The sequence below is a fragment of the Kribbella sp. WER1 genome (assembly GCF_054189145.1).
This window is the reverse complement of sequence record NZ_CM135186.1, coordinates 7639015-7664489: the sequence shown is the minus strand read 5'-3', so window position 1 is coordinate 7664489 and position 25475 is coordinate 7639015. Positions and strand designations below refer to the sequence as shown.

The following is a 25475-nucleotide window of genomic DNA, read 5'->3' as shown; positions in this document are numbered from 1 at the left end:
GGACCACGGCGTGTCCGTGTCATGGACCCGTTCAGACCGGAGAATGGACTGGTCCAGACAACATCGGGGCTGCATCCAGGGGTGTGGGTTGGCAGAGCAGTTGGCAGAACAGAAGGTGTACTGCGCGTCGGCGCTGAGCGACGTCTACCGAGCGGTCAGCACAGTGCTCGGCCGGGAACGGTTCTGGGCCGAGCAGGCACCGGAGTCCGACGGCGTGATCACGTTCGTACTCGCCGACGGCCGGCGCGACGACAGCCGGGTCCAGCGCGCCGTCCAGGACCAGTACTACGAGCTCCGGTACTTCGGCCGTACCTGGGTGTTCCGGTTGGCACCGGCCGTGGGTGGCGGCACCGACCTGACGCTGACCTCCGACGAACCCGGCGACGTCCCCGAACTCGTCTCGCTGCTGCTCCGGCTGAAGGCGTCCGTCGACTTCGGCGTCGACCTGCGCAACCACGACGCGCACCGCAGTACGCACTACGCCGACTCCTGACGGCCTGACGGTTGCTGGCGGCAACTGGATTAACGGGTTGCACGGCGGGCCGGGCAGCAGGTCTCATGGGTCCTCGAAGGATCGGAGGACCCACCGTGGAACCGCTCAGCGCGGACGACATCAGGCGCTCGTTCGTCAACACGACCAAGAGCCAGGTGAAGGCGATGGCGTTGCCGCCGCGGTTCACCGAGCTGCCCTGGGAGTCACTGGACTTTCTCGGCTGGCGCGACAGCAAGGCCCCTAACCGGGGCTACCTGATCGTCCGCCGCGACGGCGGCGTCACCGGGATCGCGGTCAGCACCCAGTCGTCCGGCGCCGCCCGCCGCTTCGCGGGGCTGTGCGACCTGTGCAACACCGCGCACCACGTCAGCGACGTCGCACTGTTCGCGGCCCGGCGCGCCGGCACGGCCGGGCGCGAGGGCAACACGGTCGGGCTGTACCTGTGCGCGGACCTCGCGTGTTCGCTGTACATCCGCGGGCTGAAGGAGCTCGACGTACCGCAGGGTGAGACCGCCACGCCGGAGGTCCGTGCGGAGCGGCTCGCGACACGGCTCGAGAGCTTCGTCCAGCGCGTCCTCGGCTAGCCGCGCGCACTATCCTGGAGGTCCCTGCCGGCCCGCATCGAGCGCGCGAGAAAGCGAGTCGTGAATGACCGAGTTCCGCATCACGCATGACATCGCCCAGACCCACCCGGACATCCGTGAGCGGCTGACCGCCACCACGATCGAGGCGATCAACGAGTCCAGCGCCCGGTCCGCCGACGACGCGGCCCGGATCCTGCGGCACAAGCTCGGCGAGATCGGCGTCCAGATCAGCGAGGAAGCCTGCCGGTCCGCGATCGATCGCATCCGCTCCGGCAAGCAGCTGCACTTCGAGATCGAGCCGGCACCCGACGAGGCGTGACCGCCGCCGGATAGGGTGCGGGTTGTGGAACTTGCTGAGCTGGGGCGCCGGGTACACGCAACCGCACATCTGACCGGCGAGTTCGTCCTCCGGTCCGGGCAGACGACCACGGAGTACTTCGACAAGTACCGGTTCGAGGCGGACCCGGTGCTGCTCGACCAGATCACGGCCGCGATGGTCCCGCTGATCCCGGCGGGCACCGAAGTACTCGCCGGGCTGGAGATGGGCGGGATCCCGGTCGTCACCGCGCTCGGCCGGCACACCGGTCTGCCGTGCGCGTTCGTCCGCAAGGAGGCGAAGACCTACGGCACCCGCCGGCTGGCCGAAGGCGCCGAGACCGCGGGCCGCCGGGTCACGATCGTCGAGGACGTCGTCACCACCGGCGGGCAGATCGTTCTGTCCACCAACGAACTCCGCGCGCTCGGCGCCGAGGTCGCGGACGCGCTCTGCGTGATCAACCGCAACGACGGCACACCCGCCCCGCTCACCGAGGCCGGCCTGACCCTGCACGCCCTGCTCACCCGGGAACACCTGGCTGCCTGACCCGCTCGTCCGCCGGCAGGAACCGGCGGAAGTCCTCGGCCGAAATGATCGGTACGCCGAACTCCCGGGCCGCGCGCGCCTTGACCGACAGGCTGTCGACGTCGGCCGCGACCACGAACGTCGTCTCCGGCCGCACCGCCTCCTGCGGCACGAACCCGGCCGCGACGGCCCGGTCCCACCACACCTCCCGCGGCTCGACCATGTCCCCGGTGAACACCAGCGTGCTCCCCGGCGGAAACCCGCGCGCTCCCGGACGATCCGGCACGACATACCGCCCGCTGCTCGCGCGGACCAGCGCGTCGTCGACGTCCGACGCCCGCTGCCCGAGCATCACCGCGACCTGGTCGAGGTCCTTGCGCTGATCGGGCGTGACACCGGTCGCCCAGGACGCGTCCGCCAGCGCGGACACGTAGTACCGATGAAGGTGGTCCACCTGGGGACGGGTCAGGCCCAGCTCGTTGGCGACCTGCACCAACTGGTCCGCGTCGGCCGCGGTGATCTCGCGGTTCGCCAGGATCGTGTCGAGCAGCACCAGGTACGAGTCGGCCTGTGGCGGCTCCGGGACCCGTGGCAACTGGTCGACGAGTCGACTCATCCACCCATGCCTCCCGCCGGCGTGCACCGGCCGCACCACCGGCTCCGCACCCGCCGGTGGAAGGTCCGGCCACGGCATCCGGCGGACCTCTTCGTACGCCCACTGCCACGGCGGCGGCGCCGCGAAGGCGCCCAGATACTGCGCGAACAGCTCGGCCGTGGCGCGGGTGTCCGCGAGCGCCGAATGCCAGCCTTCGATCGAGATCCCCGCCGCCGTGCAGCAGGCGCCGAGCGTCCGCTTCGCGCCCGGATGCAGGTAGCCGGCCAGCGCCATCGTGCACATCGACCGCTCGGTGATCAGCGGCACCGACACCCCGAGCCGCGCGAACTCCGCCCGCAGGAAGCCAAGATCGAACTCGACGTTGTGACCGACGACCATCCGCCCGGCCAGCAGCCCGGCCAGCGGCGCGGCGATGTCGGCGAACTCCGGCGCGGCCAGCACGTCCGCGGTGAGGATCCCGTGGATGTGCTGCGGGCCGAGGTCACGTTGTGGATTCAGCAGCGTCACCCACTCGCGCTCGACCTGCCCGCGCGCGTCCAGCAGCACGACCGCTATCTCGATGACCCGATGCCGATGGCTCGGCAACAGGCCGGTCGTCTCGGTATCGATGACGGCGTACATCCAGGGCCTCCTCCGGTCGATGACCGACTGGAACAACCCAATCACAGGCCGCCGACAGTTTTCGCCGGGTCAGGATTCCGGCAGATCCACGGCGATCTCCGCGCCCAGTTTCGCGCCGTGGGCGAGCTGCAGTTCGTCGCCGCTCCAGAACCGCCCCGGGTCGTACCAGTTCGGCCGCCGCCCGCGCAGCAGACCCATCGCCTCGTACGTCAGCGCGACCACCTCCGCGCAGTACGCCGACTCGAGTTCGCGCGAGCCCTTCCGCAGCGCCGGCATCCGCCCGCGCACCCACCGCGACGCGAGCCGGGCCGTCGACGGGAACGGCGTACCGTCCAACCGCGCGACCGTCTTCAGGACGGCGTCCTCCAGCTCCCGCGTCACGGGATGGTCGAGCTGCCGTAGCCACGCGCGCTGACCGTACTTGTTGCCCCACACCAGCACCGCGGCCCGCAGGTCGTGCAACTGGACGCCGCGGTGGTGCGACCCGGTCCACACGTCCGGCAGCGAACGGCCCAGCTCCGCGTGCCACATCAGCGGCGGCAGGTCCTCGACGACGATCGCCATACCGACGTGGTTGACGGGGCTGTTCGTGGTCAGCTGGATCGCGCGATCCGCCGCGCTCCCGCCGCGGAACAGCCAAATGTCACCTGTTCGTGTCAGTTCCGTAGCGTCATCCAAGGAAATCCGGCTGTTCACGTCGCTAGGTTAGTCGGCATGAAGGTATGGAAGGTGGTAGGGCTTGCGGGGCTCGTCGGCGTGGCTGCCACGGGTGTTGTGGTTGCACGGGGCGAGCGGAAGCGCCGTGCGTACACGCCGGAAGAGGTCCGCGATCGCCTCAAGACCAGGGTCAAGGAAGCAGCAAGCGCCTGACCCGGCCCACGTCGGCCGGGCTCGTGTGGGTGCGCCGTAACTCGGTGGTACGGCGTCGGCCACACGCGCCCGGCCGTCTGCTGCTAAAGGTTGTGTAAGGCAACCTCTTCCAGCCGGCCGTCGACGATGGTCGCGGTCTGGTAGGTGCAGTACGGCTGCCGTCGGCGATCCGTCGGCGAACCCGGATTGAGCAGCCGCAACCCGCCCGGGCTCGTGCTGTCCCACGGGATGTGACTGTGCCCGAACACGAGCAGCTCCACCCCCGGGTACGCCGCCTCGCAGCGCGCCTCCCGCCCCTTCGCCGAACCGGTCTCGTGGACGACGGCCACCGACAGCCCGTCGAGCGTCACCCGCGCGACCTCCGGCAGCCGCGCGCGCAGCTCCGGGCCGTCGTTGTTGCCCCAGCACCCGATCAGCCGGGCAGCACGGGACTCCAACTCGTCCAGCAGCTCGACGCTCACCCAGTCGCCCGCATGGACGACCACGTCAGCCTGCTCGACCGCCTCCCACACCGCCGCGGGCAGCTTCTTCGCCCGCACCGGCAGATGGGTGTCCGAGATCAGCGTGAGGCGCATGCGCCCACTCTCTATGCCTTCAGTGCCGCGATCAACTCCTTCTCCTTGGCCAGGCTCAGTCCGGCACGGCGCTCCCGGTCCAGGCCGAGCTCGCGCTCCCAGGCGAGCGAGTCCGCCAGGAACTCCTTGCGCGGCCGGTGCGTCAGCCCGGCAGCCGCCGCGGCCGCACCGCTGCGCTCCGACCAGCCCTCGTACCCGGCCTCGGTGATCCACATGGTCAACGACTCCGGACCCATGTACTGCTCGACCTTCTGTTCCTCCAGCCACTGCTGCGACGCCAGCACCACCGGCCCGGTATGCCCGCCGACCTCGCGCGCCGCCGCGATCCACTCCCCGAACGGCACGACCGGCCCGTACGTGTCGAAGATCCCGGTCTGCCCGCGCTCGGCGTTGTCGAGCAGCCAGCCGGCCAGGTCCCGGACGTCGATGACCGCCGTCGCGAGGTCGGGCGTGTCGGGCACCAGCAGCGGCTCCTCCGGCGCCAGCGCCGCCCGCGCCACCCACGCGCCGGCCCGGTCGCTGGTGTCGCCCGGGCCGCCGATCAGCCCGGCGCGGGCGATCACCAGCCGGTCCCCGACCGTGTCCAGCGACGCACGCTCGCAGGCCGCCTTGGCCTCGCCGTACTGCTCCCGCTCCGCGACGTCGCCCTCGACCGGCTCCCGCAGTACCGCCGACTCGTCCGCGCCGGGGGTGTCGAACTTCTCGTACACATTGCCCGACGACACGTACGTCCAGTGCTTCGCCCGCGCGCCGAACGCGGCCAGCGCGCCCTTCACGAACCCCGGCTGCCACGACACCTCGAACACCGCGTCCCACGCGCGCGCCGGGACCGCGTCGTACGCGTCCGGGCGGCTTCGATCGGTGGCGACCAGCGTCGCGCCGTCCGCGACCGCGCCACTCTCGCCACGCGCCAGACACGTCACCGCATGCCCGCGGGCCAGCGCCTGCGTCGCGATCTCCCGACCGAGGAAGGCCGTACCACCGAGGATCAGAATCTCCATGCGGGCCAGCAAATCAGGCCCCGCCGACAATTCCCAGCGTGCTCTGCCGAGGGCAGAAACAACGGCCTGTGATCCGCCGCCCTCGTCGGGTCACCGTCAGCCGTCCGCCCTTGCCAGGCAGGCGATCCGGGAGCAGTGTCGGAGCAGGAGACACCCAGGGGTGAGTGTCGCTTCACAACCAGGGGGCAGAGATGGCCGGCTTCGTACAGATCATCGAGTACCGGACCTCGAAACCGGACGAGATCGAGGCGCTGATGGAAGAGTTCCGCGCCAAACGCCAAGCCGAGAACGACGGGCCGGCCCCGGTCCGCGCGCTCGCCTGCGCCGACCGCGACCAGGCCGGACGGTACTTCGCGATCATCGAGTTCAACTCCTACGAGGAGGCGATGGAGAACTCCCGGCGCGCCGACACCACCGAGTTCTCGGAGCGGATGATGGAGCTCTGCGACGAGCCCGGAACGTTCTACAACCTCGACCAGCTCCGGGAGATGACCTACCGCTGACAGGTACGGCGTACACCGGCTCGCCCAGGCGTACGCCGTACCTGTGGTGACCGGTGCCGGGGAGGGGGATGGAGCCCGGCACCGGTGGATCGGATTACCTCAGCGGAAGACGCGGTGCGACGACCAGGGCGGCGCCGCGCCGTACGAGCCGAGATCGCGCTCGGAGTGCAACGGGTCGGGGTCCTGCGGCTCGGCCGCCGAATGCAGGTCCGGCCACGGACGAGGCGGAAGGGACTCGCGGGGCGGCAGCCGCAGGTCGGGGTCAGGACCCGGTTCCGGATCCAGCCACTCGACCACGGTCGCCCCGCCGTGACCGTGGATCGCGACGACGGACTCGATGCCGTCCCACACGGTCGTGGTCGGATAATCGCCGTACCACCGCAGCGCCACCGACCCGTCGGTGAACTGCACCCCCTCGGCGACAGGCCCGGTACCACTCACACCGGACACGTCCTGATGCCGGATCAGCCGAAAGCGACGCGAACTCATTTCGGCGCCACCTCCCACAGCCGCTCCCCCGGCAACTTCCGCTCCGGCCCCCGCTCGTGCTCGGCCAACGGCTCGCAGGTCACCCGCAACCCGGCAAACCTCCGCGACATGGCCTCCGCATACCGCTCCGCCAACTCGGCCTCGGCCCGGTAGTCCGCCACCACATGATCCCCGAACCAGACCCGCACCCGCCGCCGCTCCACCCGCACCGCAACCGACCGCGAACAACCACCGTCGTCCATCTCAATACACCCGGCACCGAGTCGAGCCGGATCCCATCAGCGACCTCGCAAGACAACCCTTCACGTCAATCACTTCCACTTCCCTGTGGGGATGGGTTCACAGGTAGTGACGGCCCGCCCAACCGTTCATGACGCAACTTCGCAGAAAAATCTCACCCCCCGTGAGGACGTCCACCGGCGTCGCACCCGGCCCGCCCACTTTCCGGAACATTCCTGCCGCCGAGCGCAACATTTCTTCCGCAAAGACTCCACCCCACGCCCCGTACCGCGAGAAAGTCGCAGTCAGTCGCCGACATCGGCAACAACCCAAGGCCGCCACACGTCGATGTCCTCGACGTCCAGCGTGATGCCGGGATCGAACGTGTGCCGGCCACGGCCAGGGAGGTACGCCGCCACCAGCAGCTCCAGGTTGTGCGACAACAGCGCCGATACGTCGGGCAGCCCGTCGGTGAGCGCCTCGTACATCAACCGCGCCTCCTCGGCCTGCTGAGGCTTGTGAGTCCGATACTGGACGTCGACGACCACGCCGTACCCGTCCATCGCCTGCGCCTCGTCAGGCTCCGGCTGGAACATGTTCGGACCGATGTAGACACCGGCCACCCCATCCGAGGTCCGCGCCCGAACCTTGTACTGCAACTCGCCCGACTCCGCCCGCAGGTCTCCGTTGGGCTCCAGCCCCAGCACCGCGGCCACTTGCGCGGCCGCCGCCTCGAACGGCCCGGACAGCGCCAGGAAGATCTCATCGCTGTCGGCCATCAGGTCTCCTTCTCAAACGTCACTAGTCGTCCATCTCCGAGAATCACATGTACCAAGCCGGCCACCCGGCTCCCTGGCTGGCCGCACGCTCGCCGAAACGCCCGTAGCGCGTCGTCTTCCGACAGCTCGATCGGACGGCCGTCGATCACCACCTCGCCATCACTTCCCGCTTGTCGGCTAGCGGCGTTCATGGCGCGCTTCAAGGCATTGTTGCTCCGGCTCTCCGGCGTCTTGAACTCGACGACGACGCCGCGGCTCGAATCTGACTTGCGGACCATGACATCCGGGTTCTTTTTGCCGGGTGTGTCGTGATCTGCGAGCCGTGCGTCGATGCGCCACCCTTCCTCGGCCAACCGCTCCGCGATCATCGTCTCGCGTGGATTGAACGTAGGCGTCGGGTCGTGGACACCCGGGCTGAAATCCGACTCCAGAGGGCGGACGTCGAAGGCTGGGTCGAAGTCGGGTGACGGGTGGTTCGGGAGTTGGAGGTCGACGGGGGTGGGTTCTTCGGCGTAGTCGAAGGTGGCTTCGACCTTGTTCGTGGTGATGGTGAGGGTGGCGTGTTGCCATTCTTGGCCTTCGGACTCGGCCATGGTGGCGAGGAGGAGCTTGACCTGGTCGGTGAGGTCGACGTCGATCTCGTGATCCGCCGTCAGGCGTTCCTCACGCTTGGCCTCTTCCTTCTCGTCGCGTTCCTCGTACTCGGGCGGCTCGTCTTCCGCATCGTCGCGGTCCGGCGCGAACTCGAAGTCGCGGGACAGACGCTCCGCACGCTTCGCCTCTTCCTTCTCGTCGCGTTCCTCGTACTCGGGCGGCTCGTCGTCCGCATCGTCGCGGTCCGGCGCGAACTCGAAGTCGCGGGACAGACGCTCCGCACGCTTCGCCTCTTCCTTCTCGTCGCGTTGCTCGAGGACGAGTTCGCCGGTTTCGGTGACGGTGATCTCGAGTTCGAGCGGTTCGTGCTCGTCCTGTTCCTCCGGGCGGTATTTCTCGAAGGCCCTGCGGGCGACCTTCACCAGCGGGGGCTCGTTGTCTTCGGCAACTTCCAGGTCTTCGTACGTCGCGGTGCGGCGGGTGGTGCGGATCTGGACGCCGGAGCCGCTCGTCGGGCGGTTGCGGTCGGCGGAATCGGAGGACGGTCGGTTCGTGGACGGGCCGCCCGCGCCCGTGAGGCCCTCGGCCCAGGTGCGGGCCTTGGGGGGTGCCATCGAGAGGTAGTGGGCGGCGGCTTCGCAGGCGTAGGCGGCCGCGTCGAGTTGCTGGGCGGCGACGGTGGCCTGGCCGCGGGACGCGAGGAGGGCGAGTTGGGCGTTCTCCCGGCAGCGGGCCGCCGTACGCACGAGCTGGTCGACCACACGAGGGATCTCGTCGAAGCAGTCGACCAGGCCGCGGGCGACCCGCTGCAGCTCGGACGGCACGGTGTGGTCAGATCTGGTCGGCGTAGTTCTTGCAGCCGGCGGACGCGATCTCGAGCGCCTCGGCGGCCTGTTCGACAGCCTTGCTCGCGGCGTCGAGGATCTCGGTGATGTCGCGGTCGATGCCGGTCGCGGTACCGGCGATCAGGCTCTCGACCAGCTGGCTGTGCTGGGTGAACCGGAGTTTGAACCCGGCCAGTCCCCCGGCTGCCTGCTTGGCCTCCATCGAGACCTGGTGCAGCTGTTCCTTGAGCCGCAGTACGTCGGACACCTCAACCCACTCCCAAACTAGTTGCGCTTCTTCGGCAGCACGATCGCCGTACCGGCCACCACGACCGGCACCAGGATGCCGAGCCACCACGGCAGCCCCGCCGCCATGCCGACGACGACCAGGCCGGCTCCGCCCCAGCCCCACCAGCGCGCGGCGGGCAGCCGCGGCAGGCCGAGCACGCGGGACGCGGCCAGCATCGTGAGGGCAGCGATCGCGGCGGCCTCGACGCCGGCCAGGAACGAGCGGCTGAACACCCACACCAGCACGAACCCGACCAGTGCCAGGACCGCGCTGATGGTACGCCGCCGACGGAGCTCCTGGAGCCGCCGGGCCGACGTGCGGAGTTCTTCGAGCTGGTCGACGGACTCGGCGAGCTGTTGGGTGATCCGTTCGGCGATGGTCTCGATGTCGTTCAGCGCGCGGATCTCGGGCAGCGAGTGGTTCGCCCGCTTGCCCTCGGCGGGCAGGCCGGCGCGTTGCAGGCTCTCGGCGGCCTTCTCGGCGAGCGTGTTGAGCCGCGTCTGCAGTCTCCGCCCACGCTCGGCCATCGCGTCGGCCTCGGCCGCGGCGGTCGCCTCGGCCTTCGACTTGTGCGCGGTGACCCGGTCCTGCGCCTGTTGCGCGTCGGTCCGCGCCATCGCAACGGTCCGCAGCGCGCGCACGTATTCGGACCACACCTGTTCGTCGGTCTTCATCGCCGTACCAACTCCACCGCACGCTCCACCTCGTCCGCCCGCAGCGCCGCGAACGGTACGACGACCTGTGCCTCAGGATGCAGCCCGTCCCACAACAAGGCCCGGTGCGGCTCGGACGCCCACCGCACCAGCGGCCCGGCCACCGCGCGGACCCCGTCCTGCGGGTGCCGCAGGAACAGGTGTGTCGCCACATTCCCGCGTCCGTACCCGAGCTGCTCGGTACACACGTGCAGCCGGTTCCACCAGCCGTACGTGATCAGCCCCTGCGCCGGACCGTCGCGGACGATCTCCTGCAGCGCGTTCGCCGGGCTCTCGAAGTACCCCTCGGCGTGCACCTGCATCCGCGGTACGCCGTGGAACCCGAAGCCGAGCAGGTACGTCCCGCCCGCCTGCCCGTTCCGCATCGAGTCCCGGAGCGCGAACAGCCGCGGCGCGATGTCGTCGTGCTTGTCGACGGTCTCGACCTCGCACCCGAGCTCGCGCAGTACCTGCACCAACGCGTCCTTGCCCTCGGCAACGGCCGGCGCCGAGTTCGTCCCGTCGACGAACACGAACCTCGGCGGCTCCAGCGCCCCGGCCGCCGTCGACACGGCCAGTCCGGTCAGTACGCCCAACGCATCGGCGGGCCCGTCCCCCAGCACGAGAACGCCGCCGCCGGGCTCCGGCCGTACCTCGACGGCGACCGGCTCCTCGGTCACCGCGATCGGCAACCCGGTCCACGGCCGCCCGACCTCGGGCTGCACCGCCGTCGCCGTGTCCGTCAACCGGGCCGGCTCGGCCAGGTGGAAAACGCGCGGCGGATGGACGTTGGAACCAGCGCGCGTCCACAGCTCCGCGCGCAACGAATCGAGCACGAGCTTGTCCGCAAAGCTCACCAGGACGTGCTGATTGTCGTCGGGCGACCCGAAGTTCGCGTTCAGCACCGCCTCGCCGCGGAACTGCAGCTCGGCGGCCGCGGTGTTCCCGCTGCGCAGGATCGCCTGCGAATCGGCCGGCGTCGTCTTCAGCGCGATCCGGTACGGCACCTGGCCGAAGATCGAGTCGCGCCGCGTCGACAGCCGTTTCACGCCCTCGATCGTCTGCGTCGCGAGCACCACGTGGACGCCGTACGCACGACCGAGCCGGACCAGCCGCTCGAGCAGTTTCGCGGCCTCGTCGGCCAGCTCGTCGTCGTCCTCGAGCAGCACCTGGAACTCGTCGAGTACGACGAGGATCCGCGGCGGGCGCTCCGGCCCGGGCGCGAGCTCCGCGAGGTCGGCGACGTTTCCGTGCGACTTGAACACCTCGCTGCGCCGGGCGAGCTCGTCGGACAGGTGCCGCAGTACGGCGAGGCCGAACGCGCGGTCGCTGTGCACGCCGAGCACCCGGATCTGCGGCAGCCAGTGCGGCCGATCCGGACCCGGGCCGAGCGCGGAGAACTCGACACCGTGCTTGAAGTCCAGCAGGTACATCTCCAGGTCGTCCGGCGAGTAGCGCGCGGCGAGGCCGTGGATCATCACGAGCAGCAGGTTCGACTTGCCCTGCCCGACGGCGCCGCCGACCAGGACGTGCGGCAGCGCCGGGTTGCCGCTGCGCAGCCGGACCAGCGCCGGCGTCCGGTCGTCGTACCCGATCACCGTGCCGATCTCGTCCTTGACCGGTTGCCACCAGGTCAGGCGATCCGGCAGCGTGCGCTCGAAGTCGATGGTCGGCAGTACGGCGATGTCGGCCTGCTCGGCGATCACGTCACAGATGCCCGCGGCAACGGAGGCGTCGAACGGCGGATCCAAACGGGCCGGCGGCAACTGCGCGACCTCGACCCGGTCGTTGACGACAGCAACCGGATTGAGGAGATCCAGCAACTGCTTCGAGTCGACGTCGAGCTCGGCAGCCGTGGACGCGTCGTAGTGCACGAGGAAGCAGAGTCCGCGTTTGCCCGCGGTCGCGGCCAGCCGGAGCAGGTCGCGCTGCGCGAGCGTGTCGATGCCGAACGGGTAGTCGAACAGGATCAGCACCCGGTACGGATCGGTGACCTGGCCGGTCTCCTTCAGCAGGTCCTCGAACCGCTCGTGCCCGAGCTGTGCCTGCCGGCTGGCGCGCAGCGACGACACGTCGACGAGCCCGGACAGCACGGTGTGCAACTGCTCCGCGGTATGCGTTGCCCTGGGCACCAATTGCGGGTACTTCGTGGTCAGATGGCCGAGCAAACCCATCATCCCGGTGAGTTTCGGGTCGAACGCGTCGACCCGCAGCCGGAACGGTTCGGCGGCCGCGACCAGCCGGAGCGCGACGCTCTGCAGCAGCCGGCGCGCGGCGTCGTTGCGGTCGCCGGTCACCTTCCAGCCGTTGGTCCGCAGCAGCGGCGCGACCACCGGCGTACCGGCCTCGAGCTCGCCGACCCGGACGTACGACGGGACACCGGCGCCGACGAGTTGCCGCGACCGCCAGCGCGCGTCGTTCGGCGGGACCGCGGCCAGACCGGGCGCGAGCCGATCGGCCAGCAGGCGCGCCTTCGGCTCCGCGTCCGACAGCGCCTCGGCGGTCTTCGCGTCGACCAGCGACCGCGACTCCCGGCGGGCCGCCGCGGTCTGCTCCTGCAACTGCTTGTGCAGCCCCACGGCGCGCTGGTGTTCGCCATACGTCAACCGCCGCGCATTGTCCAGCAACTGCCCGAGCGCGTGCTGTAGTCCGCGGATCCGCGCTTCCAGGACTTCCGGTGCAGCCGGATCCCCGTCAGGCTTCTCCGTCACGAGCATCGTCCTTCCACACCTGGCCCCGCGACTCCGTTCTTGCCTCGGGTAATCGTGTCACACCACTGGCCCCAGTGGTCACTCCAGGTATCGGTCGTCTCAAGGGGCGACGATCTCCAGCTCGTACCCGTCGTCGTTGTGCAGGAAGGCGGCGTAATGCTGCGGTCCGCCGGCGTACGGATGCCGGTCGGCGAACATCAGCGTCCAGCCGTGCGCGGCGGCCTCGGAGACGATCCCGTCGACGGCCGCGCGGCTGTCCGCGTTCAGCGCCAGGTGGTTCATCCCGGGCCGCATCCGATCGTGCTCGGCCGCCGACATCGCAGGGCTCTGCTCGACCACGACATAGCTGCCGTCCGGCGCGGTCCAGGTCATCCCGCCCGGCCAGCCGTCACCGTCCTTCCAGCCCAGCCGGCCGAGGACCCATCCCCAGCTCGCAACGGCCCGGGACAGGTCCGGGACCCAGATCTCGACGTGATGCACCGCGGCAGCCATCGGAGCATTATCGGGTCCCGTCATTCCTTCATTGTGCGAGGGCCACCACCGGCAGCGCAGAAACCTTGGCGTTTCGCGCCCCTTCATCTTTCTGTCCGTGGCAAGGTCTACCGTCTGCGGTGACAGTCGAGAGACCGGGAGTTCGGCCATGAGCAGCACGCGCATCGAGAGCACGGCGTACGGCGCCGCTGCTCTGGAACGCCTGCAGGCAGTGGTCGCGCGGCTCAAGGCCGACGACCCGATGGCGCCCGTCACGCTCCTGCTGCCGAACAACCTGTCCGGCGTGATCGCGCGCCGGCACCTCGCGCAGCAGTCGATCGGCGGCCTGTACCTCGCGACCCTCGAGCGGCTCGCCGAGCAGATCGCGGCCGGATCGCTCGCGCCGCGGCGGCCGGCGACCCGTCCGATCGTCGCCGCCACCTGGCGTACGGCGCTGGCGAAGGCGCCCGGCATCTTCGCCGAGGTCGCGGAGCACCCGTCGACCATTCAAGCGCTCGCTGCCGCGCACAACGAGCTCCGCGACCTCAGCGATCCCGCGCTCGACAAGGTCGCGGAGGCCTCCGCACTCGGCCCCGACCTGATCCGCCTGCACCGTCAGGTGACCAGCGAACTCGGCGCGGACTGGTACGACGCGACCGACCTGTTGCGCGCCGCCGCGGCCGCCGTCACGTCGGAAACCGTCAGCGAGCTGGGCGCTCTCGTGCTGTACCTTCCGCAGGAGCTGACCCAGTCCGAGGCCGCGTTCGTCGCCGCGCTCGGCGACGCCGCGGCCGATCTGACCGTGATCGTCGGACTCACGGACGTACGCCGCGCCGACCGGGCCGTCCGCCGCTCGCTCGAACGGATCGGGATCGACCTGCCGACGTCGATCTCGAAGAACTACCCGGTCGCGACCGAGATCCTGAACGCGTCCGACGCCGACGACGAGGTGCGGTGCGTGGTCCGCGACGTGGTGTCGGCGCTGGAGCAGACGCCCGCGCACCGGATCGCGGTCCTGTACGCCGCGGCCTCGCCGTACGCGCGGCTCCTGCACGAGCACCTGTCCGAGGCCCGGATCGAGGTCAACGGTCCCGGGACGCGGCCGGTGCACGAGCGGGCGATCGCGCGGACGCTGCTCGAAGTACTGGCGCTCGTCGACCAGGACCTGCCCCGAGCGGACGTGTTCCGCGCGCTGGCGAACGCGCCGACGCGGGACTTCGCCGGCGATCGCATCCCGGTGCCGCAGTGGGAGCGGATGTCGCGGGCGGCCGGGGTGGTCCGCGGCGACGACTGGGACACCCGGCTCGCGCGGTATGCCGAGTCCGAGCGGCGCACCGCCGACCAGGAGGAGGCGGCCGACGACCCACGACCGGCCGCGGTCCGGCGCGCGCAGTACAACGCGACCACAGCGGAGCGGCTGCACGCGTTCGCGTCCACGTTGCGGCGGCGGCTGACCGACCTTGGCGGGCTCGACACCTGGTTCGACCTGTCCGCGGGCGTGCTGCAGCTGTTCCACGATCTGCTCGGCGACTACTCGTCCTTGCCGATCGAGGAGCAGTACGCGGCGGCCGCGGTCGAGGGGTCGTTGAAGGGCCTGTCGACGCTCGACGAGCTCGGCACGCCGGCAAGTCTCGCCGTACTGCGTGATGTCCTCGACCTCGAGCTGCAGCAGTCGTTGCCGCGGGTCGGCACGTTCGGGACCGGCGTGCTGGTGGCGCCGCTGTCGGCGAGCATCGGGTTGTCGGCGGACATCGTGTACGTCGTGGGTCTGTCGGAGGATCTGTATCCGGGGCGCGTGCACGAGGACGCGCTGCTCCCGCATCGCGTCCGAGAGGCCGCGGCGCCGGAGCTGGCGTCGTTCCGGGACCGGCTGGACGAGAAGCAGCGGCATCTGCTGGTCGCGTTCTCCGCGGCCGCGCGGGTGGTCGCGTCGTTCCCGCGCGGCGATCTGCGCCGGTCGTCGAGACGGTTGCCGACGCGTTGGCTGCTCGGTTCGTTGCGTGAACTGACCGGTGACCACGCGCTGCCCGCGACCCAGTGGGACCGGTACGAAGAGGTGCTGCGGACGTCCGCGTCGTACGCCGGTTCGTTGACGACGGCAACGATGCCGGCGACCGAGCAGGAGTGGCAGACGCGGGCCGCGGCGGCGCGGTTGTGGGTGCACGACGGCGTGCTCGTGCGGGCGCGGGAGTTGCTGCGCGGGCGGGCGTCGATGGCGTTCACGCGGTTCGACGGGGATCTCTCGGGGGTCTCGGGGCTGCCGGAGTTCGCGGTCGAGGAGCGGATCGCGTCACCGACCTCGCTGGAGTCGTACGCGACCTGTCCGCACGCGTACTTCGTCGAGCGGCTGCTTCAGGTGGAGCCGCTCGAGGCGCCGGAGGATCTGCTCGTCATCTCCCCGGTGCAGATCGGGAACCTTATCCACAACAGCCTGGATGCTTTCGTGTCGCGGTTGGCGGGTTCGCTGCCTGGGTACGGCGAGCCGTGGACCGAGGAGCAACGCGCGCTGTTGCTGGCGATCGGGGCGGACCTCGGCGAACAGTTCGAGGCGGAGGGGCTGACCGGGCATCCGCGGTTGTGGCAGCGCGAGCGGTTGCGGATCCTCGGGGATCTGATGGTGCTGCTCACCGACGACGACCGCTGGCGTGCGTCGCGGAGCGCGTCCGTGGTGGCCAGTGAGCTGCGGTTCGGGTTCGACGGCGAGCCGCCGGTGGAGATCCCGGTGCCGTCCGGGCGGGTGCTGCTGCGTGGTTCCGCGGACAAGGTCGACCTCGGCGCGGACGGCACGATCTACGTCACCGACGTGAAGACGGGCGGCTTCTCGCGGTACGAGGGCATCGAGTCCGACCCGGTCGCGGGCGGGACGAAGCTGCAGCTGCCGGTGTACGCGTACGCCGCCCGCGCGCGACTGGGCGAGGCCTCCACTCCGGTCGAGGCGTCGTACTGGTTCGTCCGCCGCGGCGGCAAACGGATCCCGGTCCCGCTGACGCCGGAGGTCGAGGAGCGGTACGTCGACACGCTCGACGTGATCGTGTCCTCGATCGCGGCCGGGTACTTCCCGCCGAAGGCCCCCGAAGTCCCGGACTTCCTGTGGGTGCAGTGCCCGTACTGCAACCCGGACGGCCTCGGGCACAGCGAGGTGCGGGCGCGGTGGGACCGCAAGCGGCACGATCCGACGCTCGAACGCCTGGTCCGCCTGATCGATCCGACCGCGTTGGAGGACTCCGATGACTAGCCTCCCCGCCCACCGCGGGAGCTGCCGATGAGTGAGCAGTTGCTCGACGGAGCTGCCCGGGAGCGGATCCGCACCGACACGGACGCGACGCTGTTCGTGGAGGCCGGCGCCGGGTCGGGGAAGACGCATGCCCTGGTCGAACGGGTGCGGACGCTGGTGCTGCGGGACGGCGTACCGCTGCGGGCGATCGCGGCCGTGACGTTCACCGAGAAGGCCGGCGCGGAGCTGCGGGACCGGTTGCGGGTCGAGTTCGAACGGGCGCGGCGTACGGACGTCGGGTCGCTCGCGGACGCGGCGCTGGACGATCTGGACTCGGCGTCGATCGGTACGCTGCACGCCTTCGCGCAACAGATCCTGCTCGCGCATCCGATCGAGGCGGGGCTGCCGCCGTTGATCGACGTACTCGACGAGGTCGGGTCGTCGGTCGCGTTCGAGGAGCGGTGGGCGGAGCTGCAGCAGCAGTTGCTCGACGACGACTCGATCGCGGAGCCGTTGCTGCTCGCGATGGCGGTCGGTGTCGAGCTGAAGCACCTGCGGTCGCTGGCACGGCTGTTCGGGAACGACTGGGACCTGATCGCGGACCGGGTGCTGGTCGAGCCGCCGGAGCTGGTGGCGATGCCGGACCTGACCGGGCTGATCGCCGCGGCGGCGCAGATCGGTGGGCTGGCCTCGTCATGCCTGGACGCCGAGGACCGGCTGTTGCCGAAGGTGGTGCAGATCCGCGAGCTCGGGCTGATGCTGGAGGCGGCGTCGGACCAGGAGACGCAGCTGTCGTTCCTGCAGGCGCTGCGCGGGCTCAAGGTCGGGCGGATCGGGCGCAAGGAGAACTGGCCGGACATCGCGAAGGTGCGCGCGGACTGCACCGAGGTGGTGGAGGTCGCGGGTTCGCTGGTCGAGCTGCTGCTGGATGCTTGCCTACGGCATCTTTCACGGTGGATTGCGGAGCGGGTGCTGGAGTCGGCCGAGCTGCGGCGGGCGGACGGGCGGCTCGAGTTCCACGACCTGCTGGTGCTGGCGCGGGATCTGCTGCGGCGGGACGCCGCCGTACGGGACGAGCTGCAGGAGCGGTTCGAGCGGTTGCTGCTGGACGAGTTCCAGGACACGGACCCGATCCAGATCGAGCTGGCGGTCCGGATCGCCGGCGGCGCGGAGGCTTCGGCGGCGGACTGGCATGAGGTCGAGGTTCCTGAGGGGCGGTTGTTCGTCGTCGGGGATCCGAAGCAGTCGATCTACCGGTTCCGGCGGGCGAACATCGCGACGTACCTCAACGCGCAAGAGCTGCTCGGCGAGACGGTCGCCCTCACCACCAACTTCCGCACGGTCCCACCCATCCTGCAGTGGATCAACACGGTCTTCGCCACGCTCATCCAACCCCAGGAAGCCGCGCAACCCGCCTACCAATCCCTCGCCCCCCACCGCACAAACCCAGGAACGCCCCCCGTCCCGGGCACGCCCGCTCGCCCCGGCACGTCTGGCGGCTTCGGCGCGCCCGCTCGCCCGGTCGCTCCGGGCCGCGCGCCGGCCCCTGACCCCACGCCTGTCGAGGGCGACCAGCTCTCGATCTTCGACGAGCCCACCCTCTCCGACGACCCGAGCGACGAACCGCCCACCAACCAGCTCACCGACCTCGCCGAAGTCCTCCCCTTCCGCCGCCGCGGCGACGACCCCGTCGACGCACCGCTCGACCCCCCGCTCCCCGAGGACCCAACGGCCGGCCCCGCCGTCACGATCCTCGGCGCCGCCCCGCACGACGACCTCCCCCGCGCGCAAGCCTCCGTCCTCCGCGAACGCGAGGCCACCGACGTCGCCTCGGTCATCGAAGAAGCCCTCCGCGACAACTGGCTCGTGTACGACGACCGCGCCGAAACCTGGCGCCCCGCCGAAGCCGGCGACATCGCCGTACTCGTCCCCGCCCGCACCTCGCTCCCGTTCCTCGAGGACGCCCTCGACCGCGCCGACATCCCGTACCGCGCCGAGGCCAGCTCGCTCGTCTACCAGACCGCCGAGGTCCGCGACCTGCTCGCCTGCGCCCGCGCGCTGGGCGACCCGAGCGACCAACTCGCGCTCGTCACGACGCTCCGCTCGCCGCTGTTCGGCTGCGGCGACGACGACCTGTTCACCTGGAAACGCAACGGTGGCACGTTCACGCTGACCTCGCCGGTCCCCGACCAGCTGCTCACCCACCCGGTCGGTGACGCGATGGAGTGGCTGCGCCGGACGTACTACGCGGCCCGCTGGCTCACCCCCAGCGAGGTCCTCGCGAAGATCGTCGCCGACCGCCGGATGCTCGAGGTCGCCGCGATCGGCCCGCGCGCCCGCGACGCCTGGCGGCGGATCCGGTTCGTCGTCGACCAGGCCCGCGCGTGGTCCGAGGTCGAGCACGGCGGGCTCCGTTCGTACCTGGCCTGGGCCGCCCACCAGGGCGAGGAGACGTCGCGCGTCGCCGAGGCCGTGCTGCCGGAGACCGACGCGGACGCGGTTCGGGTGATGACGATCCACGCCGCGAAGGGCCTCGAGTTCCCGATCGTGATCCTGTCCGGGATGACCGCGTCGCCGAACCGGCAGCGCGGCGTCCAGGTCCTCTGGCCGCCGGCGGGCGGGTACGCGGTCAAGCTCAAGTCGTCCGTCCAGACCGAGGACTTCGACCTGGTCCAGCCCGTCGACGAACAGATGGACGACTACGAACGCCGCCGCCTGCTGTACGTCGCCGCGACCCGCGCCCGCGACCACCTGATCGTCTCGCTGCACCGCTCCGGCAACCGCCGGCATACGAGCAACGCCGAACTACTCGCCACCGCCGGCGGCGTCGAGGCCCCGCACTCGACGTTGTTCGCCGGCCCGCCGGTCCCCGACCGCGAGCCGACGGCCGCCCCCGACGTGGCCCCGCCGATCTCCCGCACCGAATGGGAATCGCGGGCCGCCGCCGCGCAGGCCGCGAGCCGTCTCCGTTCCGCCCAGAGCGCCTCCGGCCTCGAAGGCACCGGCCCGGACGCGACCCTCACCGACGTCGACCCCGGTACGGCGAAGGGCCCGCGCGACGTCGAGCTCCCGCCGTGGTCGAAGGGCCGCTACGGCACCGCGATCGGCCGCGCCGTGCACGCCGTACTGCAGGTTGTCGACCTCTCCACCGGTGCCGGCCTCGACGCCGCCGTCGCGACCCAGTGCCTCGCCGAGGGCGTCCTCGAGTTCACCGACGTCGTGACCGCGCTCGTCCGCTCGGCGCTCGCGTCCGAGGTGGTCCAACGCGCCGCGGCCCGCGAGCACTGGCGCGAGTCGTACGTCGGCACCGTCCAGCCGGACGGCACCGTTCTGGAAGGCTTCGTCGACCTCATCTACCGCGAAGACGACGGCCGCCTGACGATCGTCGACTACAAGACCGACGCGATCCCCGCGGCCGCACTGGACAGCCGGGTCGCGTACTACGCGCCGCAACTCCAGGCGTACGCACAGATCCTGCCGAACACCGGCCCGCCGATCCTGCTGTTCCTCAACCCAGGTGCAGCCGTCGAACGCGTCGTCTAGCTCAAACCGCTGCGCAGTACCTCGATCCATCCGTCGAACGCGTCCAGATGCGCGTCGTGACTGCCGCCGGCGATCACGGCGCGCGCCGTCTGCGGGCGACGACGGATGAGTTCGTCCTGCTGCTCCTGGGTGAACATGCCATGCTCCCCGAACACGGCGAGCGTCTGCGGTTCGAGCCGCTCCCACTCCGCCCACCGATCCTCCTGCACCGCCGCGATCGTCGCCTCCATCACGTCCGCGTCGAACCGCGGCCGCAAGCCGTCCTCGGTCCGCTCCAGATCGTTGCACCAAGCAACCGCCAGCGGCCCGTCACCGAGATACGCCCGCGCCGCCGCCTCGTCCTCGAACGGCACCGGCCAGGACGCGAAGTACTCACCGATCTTGCGAGCCTCTTCCGGCCGGTCGTCGCCGGCTGCATTGCCTTCCAGCATTACCAGCCGCGCGACCAGGTCCGGCCGCGCCGCCGTCGCGAGCAGCGCCGTATGCGCACCCATCGACTGCCCCACCAACCTCACCCGCTGCCCCGGCGCGAACTCCTCGAGAACCGCAACCACATCACCGACGTACGCCGCCCGCGAAACATCTGCCGGCCGCCGGGTACTGCGGCCGTGCCCGCGCTGATCGATCAGCAGTACCCGGAACCGATCGGCCAACGCATCCGCCGTCGGCAGCAGCTCACGTGAGCTCCCCGCCAACCCATGCAGCAGTACGAGCACCGGACCGTCACCGCCGCGCTCGGTGACCGCGATCTCCACGTCCCCACGCCGATTCATCACGCGTACATTCTCCGCTAGGCCACCAATCGGACCGCAAGGACGACGATGAGCGCGCTCGAGGCGAGCGCCGTAGCGAGCCGCCCGCGCGCGCCGGTCAGGACCCGTCCGAGCAGCGCCCCGCCGCCCGCGAGCAGCAGTTGCCAGCTCGCCGACGCCACGAACGCCGCCACCACGAACACGATCCGCCCGCCGACACCCGCAACGCCCGATCCCCCGAGCACCAGCGCCGCGAAATAGATCACCGTCCACGGGTTCAGCATCGTCATCCCGAGCATCCCGAGGTACGCCGTCCACGCGCCGACCGGGGGCTCCTGCTGCAGCGCGACGATTCGCTGCTCGCGGTACCGCCGTACCGCCTTGATGGCCCCCATCGCCGCGAGCCCGGCCAGCACGAGAACCGATGCCCAACGCAACGGTCCGACAATCGGCACCAGCAACGGCGCCAGGACCGAACCGGCTCCCGCTGCCACCGCCGCGTACACGCCATCGGCCGACGCCACCCCGAGTGCGGCGAACACCCCGATCCGCAACGACGTCCGCGCCGTCAACGCCACCAGATAGGTCCCGACAGGCCCGACCGGCACGGCAACGCCGTACCCGGCCAACAGCCCCGCGACCACCAGCCCGATCACGACTGACCGGGCGTCGACCTCCAGCCACGACCGACCTGCTGCTGAACCCGAGCCACCAAGGCCACAGGTCCCACCAGCAACAGTCTGAGTGTCGTAGTCATGTCCCCATCATGCGGCCCCGGTCAACCCAATTTGGCAGCACCGTTGACTAACCGGACCAAGGTCCGTATCGTCGCCCGCGTAACCGGACCATAGTCCGATAAGACCTGGAAGGCATCACATGAGCACCCTGCTGCACATCGCATCGTCCCCCCGCGGCGACAAGTCGGAGTCCCTGCGCATCGCCGACACGTTCCTCGACGTGTACCGCGAGACCCACCCCGACAACGACGTCGTCACCTGGAACCTGTGGGACGGCACCTTGCCCGAGTTCGGCCCCGCCGCGGCCGGCGCCAAGATGACGTTCATCGCGGGCGAACCGCTCGAGGGCGAGGAGGCCGCGGCCTGGGACGCCGTACAGGCAACCGTCCAACGCTTCCTCGCCGCGGACCGCCTCCTCTTCAGCGTCCCGATGTGGAACGCGGGCGTCCCCTACATCCTCAAGCAGTTCATCGACGTCGTCTCGCAGCCCGGCACCATCTGGGGCCTGGACCCCCACACCGGCTACCAGCCCCTCCTCGCCGGCACCGGCCGCAAGGCAACCGTCATCTACACCAGCGGCGTCTGGGCCCCGCACCTCGGCCCGGCCTTCGGCACCAACCACCAGTCCACCTTCTTCGACGACTGGCTCCGCTGGACCGGCATCACCGACATCACCGAAATCCGCCACCACCCCACCCTCACCGGCGACCTCCTCCAGTCCCGCGAAGACGCCCTCTCCACCGCCCGCTCCGCAGCCAAGACCTTCTAGGAACGATCGGAGCGGTAGGCACCGATCACGGTGACCGGGTCGGACTGCGGCTCGACCGCGAGGCGGGGCCGCAGCCCGGCCAGGAACTCCTGGAACGCCGGCAACCGTCCCAGCACATCAGTGCCCGAGGCAACGATATGCACGAACTCGGTGCCGTGCCGATAGACGCTGTAGCTGAGGTCGTCGGGCGCCTCGACCGCCAACTCGGCGAACACGTCCTCGATGGCCGACTGGTTCGCGTCCGCGGCCCAGTCGGCGGTCCGGTAGCGCACGATCTGCATCATCGCCATCTGCAAGCTCCTTCACTCGTTCGTGGTGCGGGGCAGACCGAAGGCCGCGAACGGTGCCGGATCGCGGAACGCGACGACATGCGCGATCCCGGCGGTCGTGACATCCAGGACGTGGATACCCTCGGGCCGGAACTCGCCACCGGCGTCCCGCAGGTAGAGCGCAACGGCAGGCTGCCCGTTGGCGCCGGTCAGCACACCACGCCACGTACCCCCGCCCACTCGATCGCGCAGGAACGCCGCGACCGTTTCGCGTCCCCGGAACCACGAGGAGTGCGGCGGCATCTCGAACACGACGTCCTGTGTCAGCAACGCGGCAAGACGGTCCGGCGTCGCGTCGACGAAAGCCCCGAGATACTCCTGGACAGCGCGGCGTCGATCGGGAGTCTCGCGCATGTCGTCCAGGCTGACGTCCGCCTCCCGGATCCGGCGCCGTGCCCGCAGCGGATGGTTGGTGATCGACGGCACGGTGAGCCGCAGTGCCTCGGCGGTCTCGTCGGCGCGCCACATCAGTACGTCACGCAGGACGAAGATCGCGCGCTGCGTCGGCGTGAGGTGCTGCAGTGCGGCGATCAGCGCCAGCCGTACGCCGGCCTGCGCCTGCGCGTGATCGGCCGGATCCCGGTCGCCCCGCAGTACCGCGTCCGCGACCGGGCTCATCCACAGATACTCCGGATCCGCGGCCAACCGGTGCGGGTCGACGTCGTCCGTCGGCGTCCCCACCGCGGACGGCAACGGACGACGGCGGGCCGCCCGTTGCGCGTCCAGGCACACGTTGGTCGCGATCCGGTGCAGCCAGGTACGGATGCCGGATCGCCGCTCCCATCCGTCGTAACCACGGAACGCTCGCAGCATCCGGTAGCAGGACGCCGACAGCTCGTGGCGCTAGGGCTCGGCGACCTCTGCGAACCCGGTCCTGCCCATTGCGAGTCCTCCAGCTCGATTCTTCGACTTCCGCGGATACAGACGATCGGCGGCGCCGAAACTCACCAACCGGACCTCGATGAGAAGTTTCCTCTGCGCGCGGACCTCGGCGCCTCGCTGGCCGACCTGGAGTGGAACATCAACGCCTACAACCTGGCGTTCGCGGCGCTGATGCTGACTTGCGCCGCGGTCGGTGACCGCATCGGCCGCCGGACAACGTACGTCGCCGGTCTGACCCTGTTCGCCGTTTCCTCGGCCGCCGCCACGCTCGCGGTATCCGCCGAGGTCCTGATCGCCGCGCGCGTCGCCCAGGGCATCGGCGCGGCGATGATCCTGCCGCTCACACTCAGCCTGATCAGCGACGCGTTCCCGAAGGCGAAGCGCAGTACGGCGATCGGCATCTGGGTGCTGTCACCGGCCGCGGCGTGGCCGCGGGTCCGGTACTGGGTGGGGCGATCGTCGAAGGGCTGTCGTGGCAATGGATCCTCTGGATCAACGTCCCGATCGCGCTGCTCGTGGCCGTGGGGTCGGCCGCGCTGCTCACCGAGACCCACGGTCCGCGTGACAGGCTCGACCCGCTCGGACTCGTCCTCGTCAGCCTCGGACTGACCGGGGTCGTGTGGGCTGCTGTCCGTGCACCCGACGCCGGCTGGGACAGCGCGGAGGTGCTCGGCACCCTGGTCACCGGGCTGGTCCTGGTCGGGGCGTTCATCGGGTGGGAGCGACGTACCGCGGACCCGATGCTGCCGCAGGCGTACTTCGGCCGCCCCGGATTCACGCAGGCCAACCTCGTCGCGTTCTTCCAGTTCGTGTCGTTGCTCGGGTCCCGGTTCATGATGACCCAGTTCTTCCGGATTGGCCTCGGGTACCCACCTCTGCAGGCCGGCGTCCGCATCCTCGCGTGGATGGCGATGCCGATGCTCGTCGCGCCGATCGCGGGCGCGCTCGCGGACAAGTTCGGCAACCGTCCGTTCATGGCGCTCGGCCTGCTACTGCAAGGGAGCGGGTTGGTGTGGTTGTCGTTCGTCGTCGAACCGGGCGTCAGGTACGGCGTGCTCGTCGTACCGCTGATCATCTCGGGCATCGGGGTGGCGATGTGCTTCCCGACGGTCGCCACGCGGTCGTCGGCGCGGTACCCGTCGACGACTCAGGCGTCGCGGCAGCCGTCAACAGCTCACTGCGCGAGCTCGGCGGTGTTCTCGGCATCGCACTGGCAGCCGCCCTGTTCAGCCGACGGCAGCTACGCCACCCCAACGACCTTCATCACCGGTTTCACCACCGCAGAACGCGTCCTCGGCCTGATCCCGGGCCTAGGCCTCGCCGCAGCCCTCCTGTCCCCCCGAAAGGCGCCGCTCCCCACCGAGCTACTCGTGAAGTAGCCATCACGCACGGCGGCCCGAGTGTGCACCAGGCGTCGCGGCGATCCGCGCGGCCAACTCGTCGCTGACGGGGTACGGGCGCTCAACCGGCAACACCGCCTCCGCAGCAGCAGCCGACGTACGGGCGAGGTCCCGCACGTGCTGCATCTCCGCAGTGACCTCCTCGATCCCCACGATCCACTCGTGCACATAGCGGCGTACCGCATCCCCCGACAACCCGATCTGGATCGACCGCACCCGGGGCTGCGGGGTCAGCGTCACCGTCTGCTCCGGATCCCACTGAATCCGCACCGGCGCCCCGGCCAACGACTGTTTCCACGCGGCCTCGGACTCATGAAACCCCGCCTGGTAATGCGAAAGCACCCCACGCCCCAACGCCCACTCGAATCCACTCCGCCGAATCCAAACCCGCAACACCCGCGTCTGCCCCGGCTTCGTCCCCCACCCCGACCGATAAGCCATCCACAGGAACGACGGCTTGATCCACGTCATTCGCCCCATCCCGAACGGCTCCACAAACGTCCCAGCCTGCAACGCCGGCTCCGCGATCTCCGGCGAATAAGCCTGATAGACCGCGACCACCCCCTCGCCGTACAACGCCCGAACCTGCCGAAGCACACCACTCTCCATAGCCAAGAATGCTAGAAGCCTCCGGGCTGCGGCTCGAGCCACCGGCACGGCTCGCCCACTCGGCTTGT

The 25475-nt window shown here is 70.2% G+C and carries 26 protein-coding genes and 1 pseudogene; 10 read left to right on the top strand and 17 right to left on the bottom strand.

The features are described 5' to 3' along the window. The first annotated feature begins 88 nt into the window (after window positions 1-88). From ACXJJ3_RS37495 to ACXJJ3_RS37480, 4 genes are all read left to right on the top strand, one after another. A complete protein-coding gene (locus ACXJJ3_RS37495; RefSeq protein WP_458166677.1) occupies window positions 89-493 on the top strand; it encodes a hypothetical protein in 405 nt (134 codons plus the stop codon). Between the two features lie 95 nt (window positions 494-588). Continuing rightward, entirely contained in the window at window positions 589-1077 is a 489-nt protein-coding gene (locus ACXJJ3_RS37490; protein WP_458166676.1) for an FBP domain-containing protein, read from the top strand. A gap of 64 nt (window positions 1078-1141) precedes the next feature. Further along, on the top strand, window positions 1142-1396 hold the full coding sequence (locus tag ACXJJ3_RS37485; protein WP_458166675.1) for a hypothetical protein: 255 nt from the start codon (window positions 1142-1144) through the stop codon (window positions 1394-1396). A gap of 24 nt (window positions 1397-1420) precedes the next feature. After that, window positions 1421-1939 carry an orotate phosphoribosyltransferase gene (locus ACXJJ3_RS37480; RefSeq protein ID WP_458166674.1) on the top strand — a complete coding sequence of 173 codons (519 nt, stop codon included), beginning with the start codon at window positions 1421-1423 and terminating at the stop codon, window positions 1937-1939. Here the strand turns inward: ACXJJ3_RS37480 and ACXJJ3_RS37475 are convergent. Both ACXJJ3_RS37475 and ACXJJ3_RS37470 read right to left on the bottom strand, forming a co-directional pair. Beyond that, window positions 1914-3155 (bottom strand): exonuclease domain-containing protein, encoded by a 1242-nt coding sequence (locus ACXJJ3_RS37475; RefSeq protein WP_458166673.1) that lies wholly within the window; start codon window positions 3153-3155, stop codon window positions 1914-1916. The genes ACXJJ3_RS37480 and ACXJJ3_RS37475 overlap by 26 nt on opposite strands. Before the next feature lie 69 nt (window positions 3156-3224). Further along, on the bottom strand, window positions 3225-3851 hold the full coding sequence (locus ACXJJ3_RS37470; protein WP_458166672.1) for a hypothetical protein: 627 nt from the start codon (window positions 3849-3851) through the stop codon (window positions 3225-3227). Between the two features lie 18 nt (window positions 3852-3869). Between ACXJJ3_RS37470 and ACXJJ3_RS37465 the strand changes: the two genes are divergently transcribed. Further along, window positions 3870-4025, top strand: coding sequence for a hypothetical protein (locus tag ACXJJ3_RS37465; protein WP_209694426.1), 156 nt, complete (start codon window positions 3870-3872; stop codon window positions 4023-4025). Window positions 4026-4108: 83 nt separating this feature from the next. On the opposite strand, the gene ACXJJ3_RS37460 is transcribed toward ACXJJ3_RS37465, so the two are convergent. Further along, complete coding sequence (locus ACXJJ3_RS37460) at window positions 4109-4600, bottom strand: metallophosphoesterase family protein (protein ID WP_458166671.1); 492 nt, start codon at window positions 4598-4600, stop codon at window positions 4109-4111. Between the two features lie 11 nt (window positions 4601-4611). Then, complete coding sequence (locus tag ACXJJ3_RS37455; protein ID WP_458166670.1) at window positions 4612-5601, bottom strand: NAD-dependent epimerase/dehydratase family protein; 990 nt, start codon at window positions 5599-5601, stop codon at window positions 4612-4614. A 191-nt stretch (window positions 5602-5792) separates the two neighbouring features. On the opposite strand from ACXJJ3_RS37455, the gene ACXJJ3_RS37450 reads away from it, so the two are divergent. Next, window positions 5793-6104, top strand: coding sequence for a hypothetical protein (locus tag ACXJJ3_RS37450; protein ID WP_458166669.1), 312 nt, complete (start codon window positions 5793-5795; stop codon window positions 6102-6104). A gap of 99 nt (window positions 6105-6203) precedes the next feature. Here the strand turns inward: ACXJJ3_RS37450 and ACXJJ3_RS37445 are convergent, their stop codons facing one another. From ACXJJ3_RS37445 to ACXJJ3_RS37410, 8 genes are all read right to left on the bottom strand, one after another. Further along, entirely contained in the window at window positions 6204-6593 is a 390-nt protein-coding gene (locus tag ACXJJ3_RS37445; protein ID WP_458166667.1) for a hypothetical protein, read from the bottom strand. Next, window positions 6590-6835, bottom strand: coding sequence for a hypothetical protein (locus ACXJJ3_RS37440; RefSeq protein WP_458166666.1), 246 nt, complete (start codon window positions 6833-6835; stop codon window positions 6590-6592). The genes ACXJJ3_RS37445 and ACXJJ3_RS37440 overlap by 4 nt, the downstream gene beginning before the upstream one ends. 282 nt (window positions 6836-7117) lie before the next feature. Continuing rightward, complete coding sequence (locus tag ACXJJ3_RS37435; RefSeq protein WP_458166665.1) at window positions 7118-7591, bottom strand: hypothetical protein; 474 nt, start codon at window positions 7589-7591, stop codon at window positions 7118-7120. Beyond that, window positions 7591-9009, bottom strand: a complete 1419-nt coding sequence (locus tag ACXJJ3_RS37430) for a hypothetical protein (protein ID WP_458166664.1) — start codon at window positions 9007-9009, stop codon at window positions 7591-7593. Before ACXJJ3_RS37430 ends, ACXJJ3_RS37435 begins: the two co-directional genes overlap by 1 nt. Before the next feature lie 7 nt (window positions 9010-9016). After that, window positions 9017-9277, bottom strand: a complete 261-nt coding sequence (locus ACXJJ3_RS37425; protein ID WP_458166663.1) for a hypothetical protein — start codon at window positions 9275-9277, stop codon at window positions 9017-9019. A 17-nt stretch (window positions 9278-9294) separates the two neighbouring features. Then, window positions 9295-9972 carry a hypothetical protein gene (locus ACXJJ3_RS37420; RefSeq protein WP_458166662.1) on the bottom strand — a complete coding sequence of 226 codons (678 nt, stop codon included), beginning with the start codon at window positions 9970-9972 and terminating at the stop codon, window positions 9295-9297. After that, window positions 9969-12701, bottom strand: coding sequence for an FtsK/SpoIIIE domain-containing protein (locus ACXJJ3_RS37415; RefSeq protein WP_458166661.1), 2733 nt, complete (start codon window positions 12699-12701; stop codon window positions 9969-9971). Before ACXJJ3_RS37415 ends, ACXJJ3_RS37420 begins: the two co-directional genes overlap by 4 nt. Before the next feature lie 99 nt (window positions 12702-12800). Next, window positions 12801-13193: a VOC family protein gene (locus tag ACXJJ3_RS37410; protein WP_458166660.1), complete on the bottom strand. Its 393-nt coding sequence runs from the start codon at window positions 13191-13193 to the stop codon at window positions 12801-12803. Between the two features lie 148 nt (window positions 13194-13341). Between ACXJJ3_RS37410 and ACXJJ3_RS37405 the strand changes: the two genes are divergently transcribed. Next, a complete protein-coding gene (locus ACXJJ3_RS37405; protein ID WP_458166659.1) occupies window positions 13342-16407 on the top strand; it encodes a PD-(D/E)XK nuclease family protein in 3066 nt (1021 codons plus the stop codon). A gap of 27 nt (window positions 16408-16434) precedes the next feature. Beyond that, window positions 16435-19929: a UvrD-helicase domain-containing protein gene (locus ACXJJ3_RS37400; RefSeq protein WP_458166658.1), complete on the top strand. Its 3495-nt coding sequence runs from the start codon at window positions 16435-16437 to the stop codon at window positions 19927-19929. Here the strand turns inward: ACXJJ3_RS37400 and ACXJJ3_RS37395 are convergent. Both ACXJJ3_RS37395 and ACXJJ3_RS37390 read right to left on the bottom strand, forming a co-directional pair. Further along, window positions 19926-20702, bottom strand: coding sequence for an alpha/beta fold hydrolase (locus tag ACXJJ3_RS37395; RefSeq protein ID WP_458171990.1), 777 nt, complete (start codon window positions 20700-20702; stop codon window positions 19926-19928). The genes ACXJJ3_RS37400 and ACXJJ3_RS37395 overlap by 4 nt on opposite strands. Window positions 20703-20719: 17 nt before the next feature. Then, window positions 20720-21337 carry a LysE family transporter gene (locus ACXJJ3_RS37390; protein WP_458166657.1) on the bottom strand — a complete coding sequence of 206 codons (618 nt, stop codon included), beginning with the start codon at window positions 21335-21337 and terminating at the stop codon, window positions 20720-20722. Window positions 21338-21557: 220 nt separating this feature from the next. Here ACXJJ3_RS37390 and ACXJJ3_RS37385 point away from each other — a divergent pair, with 220 nt between their 5' ends. Then, window positions 21558-22187 carry an FMN-dependent NADH-azoreductase gene (locus ACXJJ3_RS37385; protein ID WP_458166656.1) on the top strand — a complete coding sequence of 210 codons (630 nt, stop codon included), beginning with the start codon at window positions 21558-21560 and terminating at the stop codon, window positions 22185-22187. Here ACXJJ3_RS37385 and ACXJJ3_RS37380 read toward each other — a convergent pair. Both ACXJJ3_RS37380 and ACXJJ3_RS37375 read right to left on the bottom strand, forming a co-directional pair. Beyond that, window positions 22184-22477 (bottom strand): hypothetical protein, encoded by a 294-nt coding sequence (locus tag ACXJJ3_RS37380; protein WP_458166655.1) that lies wholly within the window; start codon window positions 22475-22477, stop codon window positions 22184-22186. The two genes, ACXJJ3_RS37385 and ACXJJ3_RS37380, sit on opposite strands and share 4 nt — an antisense overlap. Window positions 22478-22489: 12 nt before the next feature. Next, window positions 22490-23329 carry an RNA polymerase subunit sigma-70 gene (locus ACXJJ3_RS37375; protein ID WP_458166654.1) on the bottom strand — a complete coding sequence of 280 codons (840 nt, stop codon included), beginning with the start codon at window positions 23327-23329 and terminating at the stop codon, window positions 22490-22492. On the opposite strand from ACXJJ3_RS37375, the pseudogene ACXJJ3_RS37370 reads away from it, so the two are divergent. Continuing rightward, window positions 23264-24777: pseudogene (locus tag ACXJJ3_RS37370) on the top strand (MFS transporter). The gene ACXJJ3_RS37375 and the pseudogene ACXJJ3_RS37370 sit on opposite strands and share 66 nt — an antisense overlap. 3 nt (window positions 24778-24780) lie before the next feature. On the opposite strand, the gene ACXJJ3_RS37365 reads toward ACXJJ3_RS37370, so the two are convergent. Further along, on the bottom strand, window positions 24781-25395 hold the full coding sequence (locus ACXJJ3_RS37365; RefSeq protein ID WP_458166653.1) for a DUF4291 domain-containing protein: 615 nt from the start codon (window positions 25393-25395) through the stop codon (window positions 24781-24783). Between the last annotated feature and the right edge of the window lie 80 nt (window positions 25396-25475).

Excerpts from the sequence above, each read along its gene's own strand:
- ACXJJ3_RS37475 (WP_458166673.1), bottom strand. The coding sequence starts at position 3,155 with ATGTACGCCGTCATCGATACCGAGACGACCGGCCTGTTGCCGAGCCAT.
- ACXJJ3_RS37435 (WP_458166665.1), bottom strand. The coding sequence starts at position 7,591 with ATGGCCGACAGCGATGAGATCTTCCTGGCGCTGTCCGGGCCGTTCGAG.
- ACXJJ3_RS37375 (WP_458166654.1), bottom strand. The coding sequence starts at position 23,329 with ATGCTGCGAGCGTTCCGTGGTTACGACGGATGGGAGCGGCGATCCGGC.
- ACXJJ3_RS37405 (WP_458166659.1), top strand. The coding sequence starts at position 13,342 with ATGAGCAGCACGCGCATCGAGAGCACGGCGTACGGCGCCGCTGCTCTG.
- ACXJJ3_RS37410 (WP_458166660.1), bottom strand. The coding sequence starts at position 13,193 with ATGGCTGCCGCGGTGCATCACGTCGAGATCTGGGTCCCGGACCTGTCC.
- ACXJJ3_RS37420 (WP_458166662.1), bottom strand. The coding sequence starts at position 9,972 with ATGAAGACCGACGAACAGGTGTGGTCCGAATACGTGCGCGCGCTGCGG.
- ACXJJ3_RS37450 (WP_458166669.1), top strand. The coding sequence starts at position 5,793 with ATGGCCGGCTTCGTACAGATCATCGAGTACCGGACCTCGAAACCGGAC.
- ACXJJ3_RS37395 (WP_458171990.1), bottom strand. The coding sequence starts at position 20,702 with ATGAATCGGCGTGGGGACGTGGAGATCGCGGTCACCGAGCGCGGCGGT.
- ACXJJ3_RS37455 (WP_458166670.1), bottom strand. The coding sequence starts at position 5,601 with ATGGAGATTCTGATCCTCGGTGGTACGGCCTTCCTCGGTCGGGAGATC.
- ACXJJ3_RS37460 (WP_458166671.1), bottom strand. The coding sequence starts at position 4,600 with ATGCGCCTCACGCTGATCTCGGACACCCATCTGCCGGTGCGGGCGAAG.
- ACXJJ3_RS37465 (WP_209694426.1), top strand. The coding sequence starts at position 3,870 with ATGAAGGTATGGAAGGTGGTAGGGCTTGCGGGGCTCGTCGGCGTGGCT.
- ACXJJ3_RS37440 (WP_458166666.1), bottom strand. The coding sequence starts at position 6,835 with ATGGACGACGGTGGTTGTTCGCGGTCGGTTGCGGTGCGGGTGGAGCGG.
- ACXJJ3_RS37380 (WP_458166655.1), bottom strand. The coding sequence starts at position 22,477 with ATGGCGATGATGCAGATCGTGCGCTACCGGACCGCCGACTGGGCCGCG.
- ACXJJ3_RS37485 (WP_458166675.1), top strand. The coding sequence starts at position 1,142 with ATGACCGAGTTCCGCATCACGCATGACATCGCCCAGACCCACCCGGAC.
- ACXJJ3_RS37445 (WP_458166667.1), bottom strand. The coding sequence starts at position 6,593 with ATGAGTTCGCGTCGCTTTCGGCTGATCCGGCATCAGGACGTGTCCGGT.
- ACXJJ3_RS37385 (WP_458166656.1), top strand. The coding sequence starts at position 21,558 with ATGAGCACCCTGCTGCACATCGCATCGTCCCCCCGCGGCGACAAGTCG.
- ACXJJ3_RS37400 (WP_458166658.1), top strand. The coding sequence starts at position 16,435 with ATGAGTGAGCAGTTGCTCGACGGAGCTGCCCGGGAGCGGATCCGCACC.